Annotated in this window: 18 protein-coding genes and 1 riboswitch; of the genes, 15 read left to right on the forward strand and 3 right to left on the reverse strand. The window is 72.1% G+C overall.

Annotated features, from left to right (window positions below):
• Nucleotides 1–43: 43 nt before the first annotated feature.
• The 10 genes from def (at nucleotide 44) to ribH (ending at nucleotide 8,639) form a co-directional block, all read left to right on the forward strand.
• Nucleotides 44–634, forward strand: coding sequence for a peptide deformylase (def, locus tag AC5RV6_RS08385; protein ID WP_494006851.1), 591 nt, complete (start codon nucleotides 44–46; stop codon nucleotides 632–634).
• 5 nt (nucleotides 635–639) lie between these two features.
• Complete coding sequence (fmt, locus tag AC5RV6_RS08390; protein ID WP_494006852.1) at nucleotides 640–1,560, forward strand: methionyl-tRNA formyltransferase; 921 nt, start codon at nucleotides 640–642, stop codon at nucleotides 1,558–1,560.
• The gene (locus AC5RV6_RS08395; RefSeq protein ID WP_494006853.1) at nucleotides 1,557–3,173 is read left to right on the forward strand and encodes an RsmB/NOP family class I SAM-dependent RNA methyltransferase; all 1,617 of its coding nucleotides are present in this window, start codon (nucleotides 1,557–1,559) and stop codon (nucleotides 3,171–3,173) included. Before fmt ends, AC5RV6_RS08395 begins: the two co-directional genes overlap by 4 nt.
• Before the next feature lie 8 nt (nucleotides 3,174–3,181).
• Nucleotides 3,182–3,853 (forward strand): ribulose-phosphate 3-epimerase, encoded by a 672-nt coding sequence (gene rpe, locus AC5RV6_RS08400; protein ID WP_494006854.1) that lies wholly within the window; start codon nucleotides 3,182–3,184, stop codon nucleotides 3,851–3,853.
• 111 nt (nucleotides 3,854–3,964) lie between these two features.
• Nucleotides 3,965–4,107, forward strand: a riboswitch (FMN riboswitch).
• A 104-nt stretch (nucleotides 4,108–4,211) separates the two neighbouring features.
• Nucleotides 4,212–4,895: a nicotinamide riboside transporter PnuC gene (gene pnuC / locus AC5RV6_RS08405; RefSeq protein WP_494006855.1), complete on the forward strand. Its 684-nt coding sequence runs from the start codon at nucleotides 4,212–4,214 to the stop codon at nucleotides 4,893–4,895.
• Nucleotides 4,895–6,079 (forward strand): bifunctional diaminohydroxyphosphoribosylaminopyrimidine deaminase/5-amino-6-(5-phosphoribosylamino)uracil reductase RibD, encoded by a 1,185-nt coding sequence (gene ribD, locus AC5RV6_RS08410; protein WP_494006856.1) that lies wholly within the window; start codon nucleotides 4,895–4,897, stop codon nucleotides 6,077–6,079. Before pnuC ends, ribD begins: the two co-directional genes overlap by 1 nt.
• Before the next feature lie 8 nt (nucleotides 6,080–6,087).
• Nucleotides 6,088–6,744: a riboflavin synthase gene (locus AC5RV6_RS08415; protein ID WP_494006857.1), complete on the forward strand. Its 657-nt coding sequence runs from the start codon at nucleotides 6,088–6,090 to the stop codon at nucleotides 6,742–6,744.
• Nucleotides 6,741–7,418: a 3,4-dihydroxy-2-butanone-4-phosphate synthase gene (gene ribB / locus AC5RV6_RS08420; protein WP_494006858.1), complete on the forward strand. Its 678-nt coding sequence runs from the start codon at nucleotides 6,741–6,743 to the stop codon at nucleotides 7,416–7,418. Before AC5RV6_RS08415 ends, ribB begins: the two co-directional genes overlap by 4 nt.
• Nucleotides 7,411–8,082: a GTP cyclohydrolase II gene (gene ribA, locus AC5RV6_RS08425; RefSeq protein ID WP_494006859.1), complete on the forward strand. Its 672-nt coding sequence runs from the start codon at nucleotides 7,411–7,413 to the stop codon at nucleotides 8,080–8,082. Before ribB ends, ribA begins: the two co-directional genes overlap by 8 nt.
• A gap of 74 nt (nucleotides 8,083–8,156) precedes the next feature.
• Nucleotides 8,157–8,639, forward strand: coding sequence for a 6,7-dimethyl-8-ribityllumazine synthase (gene ribH, locus AC5RV6_RS08430; protein WP_494006860.1), 483 nt, complete (start codon nucleotides 8,157–8,159; stop codon nucleotides 8,637–8,639).
• A gap of 73 nt (nucleotides 8,640–8,712) precedes the next feature.
• Here ribH and AC5RV6_RS08435 read toward each other — a convergent pair whose 3' ends face one another.
• Nucleotides 8,713–9,615, reverse strand: coding sequence for a LysR family transcriptional regulator (locus tag AC5RV6_RS08435; protein ID WP_494006861.1), 903 nt, complete (start codon nucleotides 9,613–9,615; stop codon nucleotides 8,713–8,715).
• A gap of 72 nt (nucleotides 9,616–9,687) precedes the next feature.
• Here AC5RV6_RS08435 and AC5RV6_RS08440 point away from each other — a divergent pair, with 72 nt between their 5' ends.
• Nucleotides 9,688–10,656 (forward strand): DMT family transporter, encoded by a 969-nt coding sequence (locus AC5RV6_RS08440; protein ID WP_494006862.1) that lies wholly within the window; start codon nucleotides 9,688–9,690, stop codon nucleotides 10,654–10,656.
• Nucleotides 10,657–10,683: 27 nt separating this feature from the next.
• Here the strand turns inward: AC5RV6_RS08440 and AC5RV6_RS08445 are convergent, their stop codons facing one another.
• A complete protein-coding gene (locus AC5RV6_RS08445) occupies nucleotides 10,684–11,346 on the reverse strand; it encodes a DUF998 domain-containing protein (protein WP_494006863.1) in 663 nt (220 codons plus the stop codon).
• Nucleotides 11,347–11,608: 262 nt separating this feature from the next.
• On the opposite strand from AC5RV6_RS08445, the gene AC5RV6_RS08450 reads away from it, so the two are divergent.
• Entirely contained in the window at nucleotides 11,609–12,889 is a 1,281-nt protein-coding gene (locus AC5RV6_RS08450) for an MFS transporter (RefSeq protein WP_494006864.1), read from the forward strand.
• Here the strand turns inward: AC5RV6_RS08450 and AC5RV6_RS08455 are convergent.
• Nucleotides 12,855–14,231, reverse strand: coding sequence for an MFS transporter (locus AC5RV6_RS08455; protein WP_494006865.1), 1,377 nt, complete (start codon nucleotides 14,229–14,231; stop codon nucleotides 12,855–12,857). The genes AC5RV6_RS08450 and AC5RV6_RS08455 overlap by 35 nt on opposite strands.
• A gap of 197 nt (nucleotides 14,232–14,428) precedes the next feature.
• Here AC5RV6_RS08455 and AC5RV6_RS08460 point away from each other — a divergent pair, with 197 nt between their 5' ends.
• From AC5RV6_RS08460 to AC5RV6_RS08470, 3 genes are all read left to right on the forward strand, one after another.
• Nucleotides 14,429–15,175, forward strand: a complete 747-nt coding sequence (locus AC5RV6_RS08460) for a DUF2231 domain-containing protein (protein ID WP_494006866.1) — start codon at nucleotides 14,429–14,431, stop codon at nucleotides 15,173–15,175.
• A gap of 473 nt (nucleotides 15,176–15,648) precedes the next feature.
• Nucleotides 15,649–15,909, forward strand: coding sequence for a hypothetical protein (locus AC5RV6_RS08465; RefSeq protein WP_494006867.1), 261 nt, complete (start codon nucleotides 15,649–15,651; stop codon nucleotides 15,907–15,909).
• Nucleotides 15,910–16,086: 177 nt separating this feature from the next.
• On the forward strand, nucleotides 16,087–16,344 hold the full coding sequence (locus AC5RV6_RS08470; protein ID WP_494006868.1) for a hypothetical protein: 258 nt from the start codon (nucleotides 16,087–16,089) through the stop codon (nucleotides 16,342–16,344).
• The last annotated feature ends 331 nt before the right edge of the window (nucleotides 16,345–16,675 follow it).

Genomic DNA, 16,675 nt, shown 5'->3' on the forward strand with positions numbered 1-16,675 from the left:
GGATGACCGAGCCACCGAAGCGACAGTGAGGAACACACCCCAGATGGCAATCCTGAACATCCGGATCATCGGCGATCCCGTCCTGCGGACCAGGGCCGAGGACGTAACCGACTTCGGTCCGGAGCTGGCCAAGCTGGTCGCCGACATGGAAGAGACCATGGAGGACGTCGACGGCGCCGGCCTGGCCGCGCCGCAGGTCGGCGTCAGCCTCCGCGTGTTCACCTACCGGATCGACGGACAGGCCGGGCACATCGTGAACCCGGTGCTGGAACTGAGCGAGGATCTGCAGCCGGACCAGGTCGAAGGATGCCTCTCCATCCCCGGCCTCGGCTTTCCCGTGCCCCGGGCCCGCTGGACCAAGGTCAGCGGGCAGGACAAGTTCGGCAACCCGGTGGTGATCGAGGGCGAGGGCATGCTCGCCCGGTGCTTCCAGCATGAAACGGACCACCTGGACGGCATCCTCTACATCGACCGGCTGAAGGGCGAGGACCGCAAGGCGGCCCTGCGCGCGATCCGGAACAGCGATTACGACGCCGTGGCCGGACGGACCACCGCCGAGCGGGCCCGCAGCGTGGGCTCCAGCTTCGGCGGCGCCGGCGCCGTCGGCAGCTTCGGCCAGCCGACGGGGGCCTGACCCAAGTGCGGGTACTGTTCGCCGGCACGCCCGGCGTCGCCGTCGCCTCCCTTGATGCCCTGGTCGACGCCGGCTTCGACGTCGTTGCCGTCCTCACCCGTCCCGATGCGCCGCTGGGCCGCAGGCGCGTCCTGACGCCGTCCCCGGTCGCCGCGCGCGCCGAAGAGCTCGGCCTGCCGGTGATCCGCGCCGCCCGGATCGACGGCGACGCGCAGGAGGCCATCCGTGCGGCCGCCCCCGACGTGGCGGCCATCGTGGCCTACGGCGGGCTGGTCCCCGAGGCTGCGCTGGCCATCCCGGCGCACGGCTGGATCAACCTGCACTTCTCGCTGCTGCCGGCCTGGCGCGGCGCCGCCCCCGTCCAGCACGCCCTGATCGCAGGCGACGACGTCACCGGCGCCTCAACCTTCCTGCTCGAGAAGGGCCTGGACACCGGGCCCGTGTACGGGCAGCTCACCGAGGCCGTCCGCCCCGACGACACGGCCGGAGACCTGCTGGCGCGGCTGGCGCAGAGCGGCTCGGTGCTGCTGGTGCAGACCCTGCACGCCGTTGAGGCCGGCACCGCCCGGCCCGAACCGCAGCACGGCGAGCCGACGTTCGCGCCCAAGCTGACCCTTCAGGACGGACGCCTGGATTGGAGGCAGCCTGCCCTGGCCCTGCGCCGCCGGATCGCCGGGGTCACCCCCGAGCCCGGCGCATGGACGACGCTGGACGGGCAGCGCTTCAAGGTCGGCGCCGTTGCCGACCGACCCGAGGTCACCGACCTGGCCCCCGGCCGGGTCCGGACGGGCACCGGAGCCGGACCGCTGGTCGGCACCGGGTCCCATGCCCTGGAACTGCGGCAGGTACAGCCTGCCGGACGCAAGATGATGGCCGGCCCCGACTGGGCTCGCGGACTGGCCCGTGAGGAAGTGGTGTTCGAGTGAGTGCGGCGGAAAACGGTTCCGGCGGCGGAGCCGGGCGCGGCCCGGGCGGCCGCCCGGGCCGACCTGGCAGGAACGGCGGCAACGGCGGCGCGGGCAACAGGCGCGGCGACGGCGGCGCCGGCCGGGCTGAACGGCAGGCCCCGTCCCGGCGCAACGAGAAAGGCCGCGAACGCAACCGCTCAGGCGAGCGGCACTTCTCGGACAATGCGCCCAGCCGGCGCAGCCGCAGCGCCGATCCCGCCCGGCTGGCGGCCTTCGAGGTGCTCCGCGCGGTATCCGGGGAGGACGCCTACGCCAACCTCGTGCTGCCCAAGGCCATTCGAAAGCACCGGCTGGACCGCCGCGACGCCGGCTTCGCCACCGAGCTTGCCTACGGTGCGCTGCGCGCCCAGGGCACGTATGACGCAATCCTTGCCCGCTGCGTGGACCGGCCGCTGGAGAAGCTGGATCCGGCCATCCTGGATGCACTGCGCCTGGGTGTCCACCAGCTGCTGGCCATGCGGGTTCCCGCCCATGCCGCCCTGGACCAGACCGTGGGACTGGCGCGCGCGGTGATCGGCGCCGGACCGGCCGCCCTGATCAACGCCGTGCTGCGCAAGGTCTCCGCCCGTGACCTGGCCGCCTGGACCGACGAGCTCACCCGCGGCGAGACGGACGCCGTCGCCCGGGCCGCCGTCGAGCACGCCCACCCGGAGTGGATCGTGCGCGCCCTGCGCCAGTCCCTGGTGGCCCACGGGCGCAGCGTCGAGGAGATCGATGACCTGCTGCGGGCCGACAACGCCGCCCCCGTGGTGAACCTCGTGGCCCTGCCCGGACTGGGCAGCCTCGACGAGGCCCGTGCGGCGGGTGCCGCCGACGGCGAGCTGGTCGCCGACTCCGCGCTGTACGCCGCCGGCGATGTCGGGCGCCTGGAATCGGTGCGCAGCGGAACCACCCGCGTCCAGGATGTCGGGTCCCAGCTCGTGGCCCGGGCCCTGGGCGCCGCCGAGGTGCTGCCGGCCGGCCGCGACGGCGGCGAAAAGTGGCTGGACATGTGCGCCGGCCCCGGCGGCAAGGCTGCCCTGCTGGCGGCCCTGGCCCGGCAGCAGGACGCCACGCTGCTGGCCAACGAACCCGCCGAGCACCGCGCCAAGCTGGTGCGCCAGGCCCTGGAGGCCGTGCCCGAGGACACCTGGCGGGTGCGCACCGGCGACGGGCGCACCCTCGCCGCGGAGCATCCGGACGAATTCGACCGCATCCTCGTCGACGCCCCCTGCACCGGCCTGGGCGCGCTGCGCCGCCGCCCGGAGTCCCGCTGGCGGCGCCGGCCGAGCGACGTCGGAGACCTCGGCGCGCTGCAGCGCGAGCTGCTCACCGGCGCGGTCGACGCCGTGCGGCCCGGGGGAGTGGTGGCCTACGTGACCTGCTCCCCGCACCCCGCCGAGACGACCGCCGTCGTCAACGACGTGCTGCGCCGCCGCAACGACCTGGAGCTGCTCGACGCCGGCGCCGCCCTCGACGAGGTCAGCCTGCCCGGGACGCTGGAGGCGGGGAACGGGAAGACCGCGCAGCTGTGGCCGCACATCCACCAGACCGACGCCATGTTCCTGGCGCTGATCCGCCGCAAGATCTAGGAGATCCATTGGGAAAGTGCTGCATCAACCCGAGCATCCTCTCGGCCGACTTCGTCAACCTTGAGGCCGAGCTGGCCAGGATCGGCACCGCCGATGCGGTGCACGTGGATGTCATGGACAACCACTTCGTGCCGAACCTGACCATCGGACTGCCGGTGGTGCAGCGCATCCAGGAGGTCAGCAGGCTGCCGCTGGACGCGCACCTGATGATCGAGGACCCGGACCGCTGGGCCCCGGCCTACGCCGAGGCCGGCCTGGCGTCGGTGACCTTCCATGTGGAGGCCGCGACCGCGCCGGTCAAGCTCGCCCGCGACCTGCGCAGCAACGGTGCCAGGGCCGGCATGGCGCTGCGCCCGGCCACGCCGGTGGAACCGTACCTTGACCTGCTGCCCGAGCTGGACATGCTGCTGATCATGACCGTGGAGCCGGGTTTCGGCGGCCAAAAGTTCCTGGACATCACCCTGCCCAAGATCCGCCGCGCCGCCGCCGCGGTGCGCGGCTCGGGCCTGCCGCTGGCGCTGCAGGTGGACGGAGGGATCTCCACGGAGACCATCGAACGGGCCGCGGAGGCCGGTGCCAACGTGTTCGTGGCCGGCTCCGCCGTGTACGGCGCGGAGGATCCGGCGGAGGCCGTGACCAGGCTCCGGTCGCTGGCCGAGGCGGCGTCGCCGGCGCCGTAGCCGGGCGTGTGCCGCCCTCCGGGTGCCGCCGGGCGGGCGCTGAATGTTACGCAGGTCACGTGGAGTTGCGTCCGCTGCCTGTCCCATGTGCAAGAATGTTCCTAGCAAAACAACGTGCTCCGGGGTCGGTGTAAGTCCGAACCGGCGGTTATAGTCCGCGACCCGCAGCTCCCGTTCCCACCCGGAACGGAGGCTCGGTTGAACCGGTGGAATTCCGGTACCGACAGTTAAAGTCTGGATGGGAGAAGCACGTACTGTTCGCGGCTGCCTGCGCGGACGCCTCTTTCGGCGTCCCCCGCCGGCACCGTGCACCGTATGCTCGTACCCCCGGAGCCGCCGCTCACGGATGGGAACGACATTGGAATTTCTGCGGTGGCTCTTCGAAGCCCAGATCCCGGTTGGCGGCAGCTCGCTGCTGCTGCGTGAAGTACTGGGCAACATCTTCGGCCTGCTCAGCGCCCTTGGCGGCATGCGCCGCCGTGTCTGGGCCTGGCCCGTCGGCATCGTCGGCAACGCCCTGCTGCTGACCGTCTTCCTCGGCTCCATGTTCGGCGGAGCCAACACCGCCAACCTGCTCGGGCAGGCCGGACGCCAGGTCATGTTCATCGCCGTCGCCGTCTACGGCTGGCGGCGCTGGCGCAGCGCCCGCGACGGTGACGGCGCCGCCGTCACCCCGCAGTGGGCATCGACGAAGGCGCGGATCGGACTGGTCGCCACGCTGATCCTCGGCACCGCCGCGCTGACCCCGCTGTTCCGGATCCTGGGCTCCTACGAGCCGGTCTGGGCCGACGCGTGGACGTTCGTCGGATCCCTGCTGGCCACCTACGGCATGGCCCGCGGCTGGGTGGAGTTCTGGCTGATCTGGGTGGCCGTGGACATCGTGGGCGTACCCCTGCTGTTCAGCGCCGGCTACTACGCCACGGCCTTCATGTACGTCTTCTACGGCGCCTTCACGCTCATCGGCTTCTTCGTCTGGTGGCGGGCGCACAACAACTCCAAGCCCCAGGTGCAGACGTTGATGCCCGATCCCACGGTGCGCTGATGGGCCGGCACGCCCTGGAACCCGGCGTAGGCGGCGGACCGCCGCAGCTCGACGCCGCAGCCCACGGCCGGTCGGGGGCCGCGGCGGCCGCCGGGCGGCTCACTGAAACCGAAGCCATGGCGCTGGCCCTGGAGCTGGCCGGCCGCGGCGTGCGCGGGGCGAACCCGCTGGTCGGCGCGGTGGTCCTGGGGCCCGACGGCGCGGTGCTCGGCACCGGATATCACCGCGGTGCCGGCACCGCCCACGCCGAGGCCGCCGCCCTGGCCGCAGTCCGCGCCGCCGGGCAGGACCCCGCCGGTGCCACGATGGTGGTGACCCTTGAACCCTGCAACCACACCGGGCGGACCGGGCCGTGCAGCGAGGCCGTACTCGCCGCCGGCATCACCCGGCTGGTGTACGCCGCAGCCGATCCCACCGCCGCGGCAGCGGGCGGGGCGGCGCGGCTGGCCGCAGCCGGCGTCGACGTCGAGGCCGGGCTGATGGCCGCCGACGCCGCGGACCTGAACCACCGCTGGAGCGCAGCCGCACGGGAGCGCCGGCCCTTCATCACCCTGAAAACCGCCCAGTCGGTGGACGGGCGGGCCGCGGCCGCCGACGGCACCAGCCAGTGGATCACCGGGCCCCGGGCCCGCGCCTACGGGCACGCCATCCGCGCCCGGGCCGACGCCGTGCTGGCCGGCACCGGCACCGTCCTGGCGGACAATCCCCGGCTGACCGCCCGCACGCCGGCCGGAGAGGAGGCCGGCACCCAGCCGCTGCGCGTCGTGCTCGGCGCCCGGGAGGTGCCCGCCGGGGCTGCGGTCCGCGGCACCGACGGGCGCTTCCTGCAGCTGGCGCACCGCGATCCCCTCCGCGCCGCCCGGGAACTGTACGACGCCGGAGTCCGCCACCTGCTGGTCGAGGGCGGGCCGGCCGTCGCGGGTGCGTTCCTGGCCGCGGACCTGGTGGATGAACTGGTCTGCTGCACCGCCCCGCTGCTGCTGGGCCACGGGCTCCCGGCCGCCGACCTCACCGTGCCCACCCTCTCCGCAGCCCGGCGCTGGCGCTGGGATTCCCGGGCCGGGGGAGCCGTGGCCGCCGCCGGAGAGGACCTGGTGCTGCGGCTTGAGCCGGCCCCGGCTCCCGGCGCAGGGGAGACCAGGACCACGCCCGCCGAGGGCACCGAAACGTCCCGCCAAACGTAAGGAAAATGATGTTCACCGGAATTGTCGCAGAACAGGGAACCGTGGTGTCCCTGGCCCCGGACGCCGCCGGAACCGGCAGCGTGCTCGTCATCGACGTCCCGCGCGCCGCCGCCGGACTCGAGCCCGGCGGCTCCATCGCCGTCGACGGCGTCTGCCTCACCGCCGTAGGACCCGGCGCCGCCGTCCCCGCGGGGACCCGGCTCACCGTGGACGTGATGGGCGAAACCCTGGCCCGGACCACCATCGGCGCCCTGCGCCCCGGCAGCAGGGTCAACCTGGAACGCTGCGTGCCCGCCGGGGGCCGGCTGGACGGGCACGTGGTGCAGGGACACGTGGACGGCGTCGGCGCGCTGCTGGAGCGCGAGCACCTGGGCAGCTGGGAGCGCCTGCGCTTCGCCGTGCCCGGCCCGCTGGCCCGGAACATCGCCGAGAAGGGCAGCATCGCCGTCAACGGCGTCTCGCTCACCGTCAGCGCGGTGTCGGAGCCGGCCGCCGTCGAGCCCTGGTTCGAAGTCGGGCTGATTCCCACCACCCTGGCCGAAACCAACCTCGGGGCCCTGGCTCCCGGCGCGCCGGTGAACCTGGAGGTGGACGTCCTGGCCAAGTACGCCGAGCGGCTGCTGGCCTTCGCCGCCGCGCCCGCCGGACAGGGGAACGGACAGTGAGGAGCGCAATCGAAGTGCAGGACGACATCCGGCTCGACGCCGTGACCGACGCCGTGGCGGCGATCGCCGCCGGACGGCCCGTGGTGGTGGTGGACGACGCGGACCGCGAGAACGAAGGCGACATCATCTTCGCCGCCGAGCACGCCACCCGGGAGCTGATGGGGTGGACCATCCGGCACACCTCCGGCGTCGTCTGCGTGCCGCTGCCGGGCGAGCGGGCGGACCGGCTGGGCCTGCCCCCGATGACCGCCGTCAACGAGGACGCCAAGGGCACCGCCTACACGGTCTCCTGCGACGCCGGCGAAGGCATCAGCACCGGCATCAGCGCCGCCGACCGCGCCCTGACCTCGCGGCTGCTGGCGGATCCGGAGACCGCTCCGGGCCAGCTGACCCGGCCCGGGCATATCTTTCCGCTGCGCGCCCACGACGGCGGCGTCCGGGCCCGCCGCGGGCACACCGAGGCCGCCGTCGAGCTGGCCCGTCTGGCCGGCTGCCAGCCGGTGGGCGTGATTGCGGAGCTCGTGCACGACGACGGCGACATGATGCGCCTGCCCGCGCTGCGGGAGTTCGCAGACCGCGAGGGCCTGGTGCTGATCAGCATCGAGGACCTGGTGCGGCACCTGGACGCGGGCGGCACCGGCTCCGGGGCGGCACGGGAGGCCGGCGATGAGTGAGGCGCTGCACGCGGTGCCGGCCGGCGGGGAGGTCCCGGCAGGCATCCTGGCCGGCCCGGAGGTGCGCCTTCCCTCGGCCTTCGGCGACTTTACCGCGCAGGCGTGGACCGACCCTGCCACCGGAACCGAACACATGAGCCTGAGCGCGCCCGGCACCAGTCCGGACGCCGCCGACGCCGCCCCGCTGGTGCGCCTGCACTCCGAGTGCCTCACCGGTGACGTGTTCGGGTCCTACCGCTGCGACTGCGGCGAGCAGCTCGAACAGGCGCTGGAACTCGTGCAGCTGCACGGCGGCACCGTGCTCTACCTGCGCGGCCAGGAGGGCCGCGGCATCGGGCTGGCGAACAAGCTGCGTGCCTACGCGCTGCAGGAACAGGGCGCCGACACCGTGGAGGCCAACGAACAGCTCGGCCTGCCCGTCGATGCCCGGGACTACCGGGCAGCCGCCGCCATCCTGCACGAGCTGGGCCTGCACCGGATCCGGCTGCTGACCAACAACCCGGCCAAGCGGGACTGGCTCGGCCGGTTCGGCATCGACGTCGAGGCCATGGTGCCCTCCGAGGTGCCGGTCCGGGCGGAAAACGAACGCTACCTGCAGACCAAGCGGGACCGGATGGACCATCATCTGTCCCTGCTGCGCAGCAAGCCGGTCCAGCAAAGCTGACCCTGCCGGAAGGCCGCAGCCGGCACCGGTGCGCAGGCACCACACAGCACATTCCCACAACACGAGGAGACCACATGAGCGGGCACGGAGCACCGGCCAACGACGTCAGTTCGATCAAGGCCCAGGGCCTGCACCTGCGGGTGGCGGTGGTCGCCGCGTCCTGGCACGAAGAGGTCATGGGCGGGCTGATCGACGGCGCCCTGCGCGCCGCCGAGGACGCCGGGCTGGAGATCGAGCTGGTCCGGGTGCCGGGCAGCTTCGAACTGCCGGTCGCCGCCTCCCGGCTGGCACCGCACTTTGACGCGGTGGTGGCGCTCGGCGTCGTCATCCGCGGCGGGACTCCGCACTTCGACTATGTGTGTTCCGCAGCCACCACGGGACTGACCGAGGTCAGCATCCGGACCGGCAAGCCGGTGGGCTTCGGCGTGCTGACCTGCGACACCGAGGACCAGGCCCTGGACCGTGCCGGCCTCGAGGGGTCCAGCGAGGACAAGGGCTACGAGGCCTTCGCCGCGGCGGTCAACACCGTGGCGGCCCTGCGCGGCGCCGGCGCCTGAGGACTGCCGGAATCGTTTTAAGCAGGTGCATCTCAACGATGTCCGGCCAGGCGGCTGGATCTGGGCTGGTGCCTCAGGAAGCGTCGGGCGGCGAGCACTCCCGGAGGGCGGCAATGACCTTTTGGACGGCCGCCCGGTGCAGGGCTTCGGGTCGGCAGAGAATATCGACGCACCGGACCAGGTGCAGGTCGCTCAGCGGCTTGAGGACCAGTCCGGCGCCGGGTTGGGGTGCTGCCGTGCAGCGGGGCATGAGCGCCACGGCGGCGCCCGCGGCGACAAGCGTGCCGGCGATGAAGAACTCGTTGATGCGGTGCGTGACGTTGAGCGGCCGGCCGGCGTGGACCGCCACGGCCTGCAGCGCCTGGATGAGCGGAAACCCGTCCTGCACAGAAACCCATTCCTCGTCGACAAGATCCCGGACCCGCACTTCGGCTTCGGCGGCCAGCACGTGCTGCTCCGACATGGCAACGTCAAGAGGTTCGCGGATCAGCGGTGTCGCCCTGATGCTCGTCGGCCACGGTGCGCTGTGCGCCAGGCGGTGCGCTATGACCAGGTCGAAGTCAGCGGTCAGGGCCGGAAAGGTCTCCTGTGCGACGTCCCGGTCGTGGCACACCACCCGCGGATTGCCCTCATCCGACAATGCACGGATCAAGGGGCCGAACCAGGTCAGGCCGGCACTGTTGAATCCGGCGACGCTCACCGTCGCTGCGGGGTCCTGCACGTACCGGCTGACGGCCTGCTCGGCCGAGCTCATCGCGATGCTGATGTCCGCGGCAGCCGACGCCAGGGCCTGCCCCGCGCCGGTAAGGACGAGGTTCCGCCCCCTGCGCTCCGTCAGCGGCACCTCGATTCGGCGCTGCAGCGCACCGAGCTGCTGTGACACCGCCGACGGCGAGACATGCAACGCCCGCGCTACGGCGGCGAGGCTTCCCCGCTCACCCAGTTCCCTGAGCAGCTGCAACTGACGCAGATCCATAAGCGCAGACTAAACCAACGGGTCAAGTTTTGCCCTCTCGTCTTACCGGTGGGCAGCACGCACACTTCAGGAGTGCCTTTCCCACTTCCTCCCCTTGAACGGGGACCCTCGCTGCTGCAGCCACCAGCCCTCAGTGCGTTCCTGGCCGAACGCCGGGTCGACCTCCTCCTGCTCCTGGTCGCAGCGGCCTGGGGCAGCAGCTACCTGGCGGCGAAGTCCCTGACCGATACGGTCGGCGTCACGGTCATCCTCTCGCTGCGCTTTCTGATCACCGCTGCCGCCCTGGCGGTGATCTGGCTGTTCCGGGCCCGACGGCGGGCCGGACGCCGCGAAACCGTGGTCGGCATCGTCCTGGGCTGTACCCAGGCGGGCGTGCTTCTCCTGGAAACCCACGGCATTGCCGGCACCAGTGCCACCAACGCCGGGCTGATCATCAGCCTGGTTATCGTGTTCACCCCCGTCGCCGAGAGCATCGCCTTTCGGGTGCGGCTGCCGCGGGCGGTACTCGGCGCCGGCGTCGTCGCCCTGGTGGGCGTCTGCCTGCTGGTCTCGGGCGATGGGTTCGCCGCGCCCGGCCGCGGGGACCTGCTTGTCCTCGCAGCGGCGGTGGTCCGCGCCGTCCACGTCACCGCCGTCTCCGGCCTGACCCGGGGGCGCAGCTACAGCGCCCTGAACCTGACCCTTATCCAGGGTGCGGTATGTGCCCTCATCTATACCCTGGCCGACCATCGGGGCGTGCTGCAGGCAGTGCGGAACTTCGACCCGGGGGAGTGGATCGCCGTCCTCTACCTCGGCCTGGTCTGCAGCGTCTTCGCCTTCCTGGTCCAGACCTGGGCGATCCAGCAGACCTCCGCCGCCCGGGCCAGCCTGCTGATGGGAACCGAACCCATCTGGGCGGTGCTTATCGGACTCACCCTGGGCCGGGAGTCCCTGGCGCCGCTCGGTTTCCTCGGCGCAGCGTTGATCGTTGCGGGCACCTATCTGGGCCTTCGGGCCGAAACCCGCCACCGCGCCGCTTTGCCCTTTCCGGCACCCGGCTGACAGTCGGATACGTAATCAGGAGAACGGTCAGGCGGCGGTTCCGCGGGGCCGGGAGAGCAGGAGGTACAACCCGAGCCCTGCCGTCCAGAGGGTCAGCGTGTCGAAGGAGAGCCGTTCGGCGACCCCCACGCCGACCGCAGCCGAAGGGCCGCCGCCGATCGCGTCGATGAACAGCACCAGCCCCGCAAAAGAGACGACCAGGCAGAGGATGGTCCAGGCCGTCGCCCAGCGTGCGGCGGAGCTTCCCCTGAGCGCAAAAACCAGGAAGACCATCCCGGCCCACTGCACCGGAGCCTGCGCGAGGGCGGCCAGGTTGTGCGCTTCGGGCTGTTGGTCCCACGGAAAGAACCCCACCAGCATCAGCAGGACCCCGCTCACGGCGAGCAGCGCCATGGCCGCCCGACCGCTCCGTTGGTGCCGCCAGGCCGACCACAACAGGACGGCTCCCAGGGCCAGAAGCGCGCCGTTGGCGACCGTGCCTGCATTGGCCAGCACGTGCGCAGGCGAGCAGATGTACCGCTCCATCCGGGTCCCGGCGTCGAACGTTGCACAGCCCGTGACACCCAGGTCGCTGATGGTGTTGGCACGCCAGGAGTAGGGCCGCGGCCACTGGAGGGCGGCGGCCAGCTGGGCCGGGAAAGCAACGAGGCACAGGATCCACAGCACAGCACCCGACCGACGTCGTGTCATGGCGGAAGCGTATACCCCGGGAAGGCGGGCCAGCGCGGGGAGAAGGCTGAAACCGGCACGTCCGAAACCCAATTGCCCGCGGCCGGCCCGGTGCGACATCGTCGTCCCGCACCGCGCCGGCTGCAGGCAGCGCACATCACCGCCTCCCGTGGCTATTGTCAGTGGGGAGGGCGGCTGCGGCCCCGACGACAGGCCGCCGACTCCGGCCGGGACGGTACGGCCCGGTACAGCCCACCCCGGACCAGCCACGGAAAGGTGCCCCATGGCACGAGGAAATATCGGACCAGCCGATAGTGCGGAAACGGCCCGCGTCCAGCGGCGGATTCTCGCCGTGGTGGTCCTCAGCCAGGTCCTGGGCGGCGCCGGGCTGGCGGCCGGCGTGACGGTGGGCGCCCTGCTGGCCCAGGAGATGCTGGGCTCGGACTCGCTCGCCGGCCTTCCCGCCGGGCTGATCACCCTCGGTTCCGCGCTGGCCGCCTACCTGGTCGGCGGGGTCACCCAGCGGGCGGGACGGCGGATCGGGCTGGGCTCCGGCTTTGCCGCCGGTGGAACGGGTGCCCTGGGCGTGGTCATTGCTGCCGTGATCGACAGTCCCGTGCTGCTCTTCGCGGCGCTGGTCCTCTACGGGGCCGGCACGGCGACAAACCTGCAGGCGCGCTATGCGGGCACGGATCTCGCCCCGCCGTCCGGCCGGGGCCGGGCCATCAGCGTGGCGATGGTGTCGACCACGCTCGGGGCCGTCGCCGGGCCGAACCTGGTGATGCCCATGGGCGGTGTCGCCGCCGAGCTGGGCTTTCCTGCGCTGGCCGGGCCCTTCCTGCTGGCCGGCGCCGCGTTCCTGGCCGCCGCCGTCGTTCTCCTGGTGCTGCTGCGCCCCGATCCGTTCCTGCTGGCCCGCCGGCTGGAGGCCGACGCCGGTACGGCTGTTTCGGGGGGCGGGGAGGCTTCCGGCACCGCGCCGCGGCCGGGAACCGGCGTGTACGTCGGCGCCGCGGTGATGGTGCTGACCCAGATCGCGATGGTGGCGATCATGACCATGACTCCGGTGCACATGCGCGCCCACGGCCACGGCCTGGCCGACGTCGGCCTGGTCATCTCCGTGCACATCGGCGCCATGTATCTGCCGTCGCTGGTGACGGGGGTGCTGGTGGACCGGGTGGGCCGCACCCCGATGGCGGCGGCAGCGGGCGTGACTCTGCTGCTCGCCGGGGTGGTGGCCGCGATGGCCCCGGCAGAGTCCCTGGGCCTGCTGATCCTGGCCCTCGCTCTGCTGGGCGTCGGCTGGAACTTCGGCCTGATCGCCGGTACAGCCCTGGTGGTGGACTTCACCGACCCGTCGATCCGGCCCCGGGTGCAGGGACGCATCGACGTCCTGGTGGCCCTCGCCGGGGCCGGCGGCGGTTCACTGTCCGGGGTGGTCATGGCCGGGGCCGGCTACGCCGTGCTCGCCCTCGCCGGCGGCATCCTTTCCGTGGCGCTGCTGCCGGTGCTGCTCTGGGCGCGGCGGGTCAGGGCGGTGGCCCCTGCCGCTCCGGATTTCTGATCCCGAGCAGCGCGGTGAACCCGGCGGCTAAGAAGAGCACGGCCGTGGCCAGGGCCGCCTGCCGGAAGCCCGGATAGCCCAGCGCCCCGCCGGAGATCGTGCCGACCAACGCCACGGAGATCAGCCCCGCCACCCGGGAGACGGCGTTGTTGACGGCCGATCCGATGCCGGCTTCCTCCTCACGCAGTGCCCCGAGCACCGCCGTCGTCAGCGGAGCCACCAGGGCCGCCAGGCCAAGGCCGAACAGCAGCAGTCCGGGCAGCAGCTCGGTGAGGAACCGCACCGGAGGCTGCACGGTGAGCATCAGCAGGAACCCGGCGCCGGCGACGGCCGGCCCGGCGCTCATGAACGCCCGCGGCCCGTGCCGCCCGGCCAGGGACCCGAACCAGCCGGAGAGCAGCAGCAGCGCAGCCGGCAGCGGCAGGGAGATGAGCCCGGCCTGAACGGCGGTGAACCCGGCGGTTTCCTGCACGAAGACGGTCACGGCGAAGGAACCCAGGGAAATCGCGGCGTAGGCGGCCGCCGTCACCAGATTTCCGACGCGGAAATTGAGCGCTCCGAACAGCGACAGCGGCATCATCGGTTCGGGTGCCCGTGCTTCACGAACCAGGAAGAGACCGAGAGCCGCGACGCCGAGCACCAGCGGAACGGCGACAGGCGCCGCGCTCCAGCCCAGCCGCCCCTGTTCGACCAGCCCGTACACCGTAGCCCCGAGCCCGACGACGGCCAGTCCGGCGCCGGGAAGGTCCAGGGCGGTGGTCCTGAGACGGCCGCCGTCGCGCAGGGGCGCCATCAACAGGAGCGTCGCGGCAACCGGCAGCACGTTCACGGCGAAGATCCACCGCCAGCCCGCCGCATCCACCAGGACGCCGCCCAGCAGCGGGCCGATGATGGCGGCGGAGCCGGTCCACGCCGTCCATCGCCCGATGGCGCGGGCGCGGGCCTGTCCCTCGTAGGCGGAGGTCATCAGGGCCAGGGATCCCGGCACCAACAGGGCGCCCGCAGCCCCCTGCACCGCCCGGGCGGCAATCAATGCCTCCGGGTTCCATGCCAGCGCGCAGCCCACCGAGGCGACGCCGAACCCGAGCAGGCCCAGGCGGAGGATCCGCAGCCGTCCGAACGTGTCCGAGAGTGAGCCGGCGAGGAGAATCAGGGCACCGAGCGTGAGCAGGTACGCGTTGACGGTCCACTGCTGGGTGGCCAGCCCGCCGCCCAGGGCCGAGCTGATCGCGGGCAGGGCCACCGTGACGATGGTGCCGTCCAGGAACGCCACGAAGGAGGCGAGGACCGCCACGGCGAGCAGCCGGGATCCGGGCAGGGAACGGCCTGGCGCAGCTGCCATCGGCTCACCACCCTTCGTCCGGCCGTCCCTGCCTGCCACCATCCGCCGTCCGGGTCGCGTATTTCAATGGTGGCACCGGGCAGGTGACACGTCAGTCCATGGACCAGCCGACGTCGTCCCTCTGTGATGGCGCCGGCGACGGCGCATATTGGCGGAGGACCTGTCCAGCCTGCGCGCAGCGGCGTACCGTCAGATCCGTGAGGGAAGTGTCGCAGCCGCTGGGTTTCGCGCGGGCCGTGGGCAAGAGCCAGGCCGCCGAGAAAGTCGCTGCTGCGCAGGAAAAGCTCTACCGGCCCATCCTCGACTGGGCTCGGCAGAGCCCGTTCCACAGCGGCGTGTTGGGCCACTCGGTCCACCCGCCGCTCACCGACCTCACCTCGGGCTGCTGGCTCAGCGCCACCATCCTTGACCTGGCGGGCGGGCCCGCCGCCCGGTCCGGGGCCACCCTGCTCGTTGCCGCCGGGCTGGCTGCGTCCGTGCCGACGGCCATCGCCGGCGCCGGAGACTGGGCGGACATGACCGGGGACCAGCGGCGCATCGGCGCGGTGCACGCGCTGGGCACCGACATCGCCGTTTTCGCCAACATCGGCTCGGTCATCGCCCGCACCCGGGACCGCCATGGGCTCGGTGTCCTCCTCAGCCTGGGCGCAAACGTGGTTCTGGCCGGATCGGGGTTCCTCGGCGGGCACCTGGCCCTGAACCGGGGAGCCGCCCGCCGCGCCCCGGGCGGCGCAAAGGCTCAGCCCTCCAGGTCGTACACCTGTGCCGGGTTCCGCTCGAGGATCCGGTCCCGCATTTCGGCCTTCAGGACCTCCAGGTGGGCGAGCTCCGCCACGGTCTTGTCCGGTTTGGCGCCCAGCGCGATGAATTCGTCGGTGACGATGCCGTCGTCGCGCAGCACGCAGGTGACGGTGGCGTCGCCCGCGCTGATCTCGAATACGTAGCGGGCCAGGGTGCTGCCGCGCTCGGGCCGGGCCAGCTCGGGCAGCACGGTGTAGCGGTCTCCGGTGACCGCGCGGGTCACAAGTTCGAAGGCGTCCCGGGCGCCGGGCCCGCCGAACGGGGTGCGGACGCGGATTCCGCGGCGCTCCACACGGCCGCCGGGGGTGCGGGCGGCCAGCTCCGGCAGCGCCCGGCCGAGCGCGGCAAAGGCATGGGCGACTCCGCCCGGGAAACCCGGTCCGTGGTATTTCATGCAGTCGGCGAAGGTGAAGTCCAGCTCCGTGCCGTCTTCCCACGCGGTGAGGGTGCGGCCGGGAACGTCCGGATTGGTGCTCATGGGTGGTGCCTCTGTCTCTGCGCCGGTTGTGGCTGTACGGGTGGTGTCGCGGCGGCGTGGCGCCTGCGTTGCCGCGCCGGGTCGTGGCGGCGTACCCCTTAACCGTATAAGAAGCCGCCGGGCCCGCTCTGGCACGTGATGCCTGCCTGCCCTACGATCAGCGAAACCCGGCCCGGCCCGCCGGAAACCGCCGGCCGGCGTCGGTACGAGGCCGGCAAGGTCTGGCCGAAGGAGGACGGGTCGCCCACGCCTGCCCATCGGACGCTTGACCTCTACTTCGACAGCTACGAGGATGCCTCCGCCGCAGTGACGACGCCTGTCGCCTCGGATCTCTTCGGCCAGCTGAAGGCCAGCGGGACCCCCTTCATTGCCCTGTTCTCGGAGGGTGAGGACGGCTAGCGGCGGACCGTGCCGGCAGCTCCCGCTGCGTTCCCGGGGGTCGGCCGTCCTAGGCGGCGGTGTCCTTAATGACAGTGTAGGAAGCGACTGTGTTGGGTGCCTGCATTCCCGGCACCCGGTCGTCCGAAATGCGAGGCCTTGAAGGAGTCGGACGTCAGCCAGGCGAGGAAGCTCTCCTTGGAGTCGAACTCCATGATGGAGAAGCTGGCCATCGCCATCGACGAAGCCAAGGTGGAGTTCAAGGACGAGGCTGCGCAGATCCCCGCGGAAGCGGTTTCCATCACCCGGGACGGCAAGGAAGTCGCCAACGACGATGAGCTCGCAGCCCACCTGCAGGACTTGGTCCTCGTCGACGGGGAATGGCTGATCGCCTTCCCGGCCGATACAGATCCGTCCGCTTCGCCGAGCCCGAGCGCCACGGCCACCAAGAAGTAGCCGTGGCGGCCCGTCGAACAGTCCTGGCCCGCCTCGTGTGGCCCCTGCTGCTGCTCGGCTGCGCCGGCTGGAGCCGGGGAAGTCATTGCCGCTGGACTTGGAGCCTTTGGGCATTCATGACTGCGGCGCCGACACGCCGGGCCTCGCCGACGCCGCCTTCGAGCGGTCCCTGGACCGCCGCTCCCGGGGAATCAAGCTCCACGGGTTCTGGGAGGGGGCATCCGCGGGAGAGGCACACAGCAGTGCAACGACACCGTCACGCCTCTCGTGGTCTCCCGGCAGCCGGATTTCGTGCGGTCATTCCGGCACAAACAAGGGCCAGGTCGCCCGA

The sequence above is a fragment of the Arthrobacter saudimassiliensis genome, assembly GCF_059090665.1.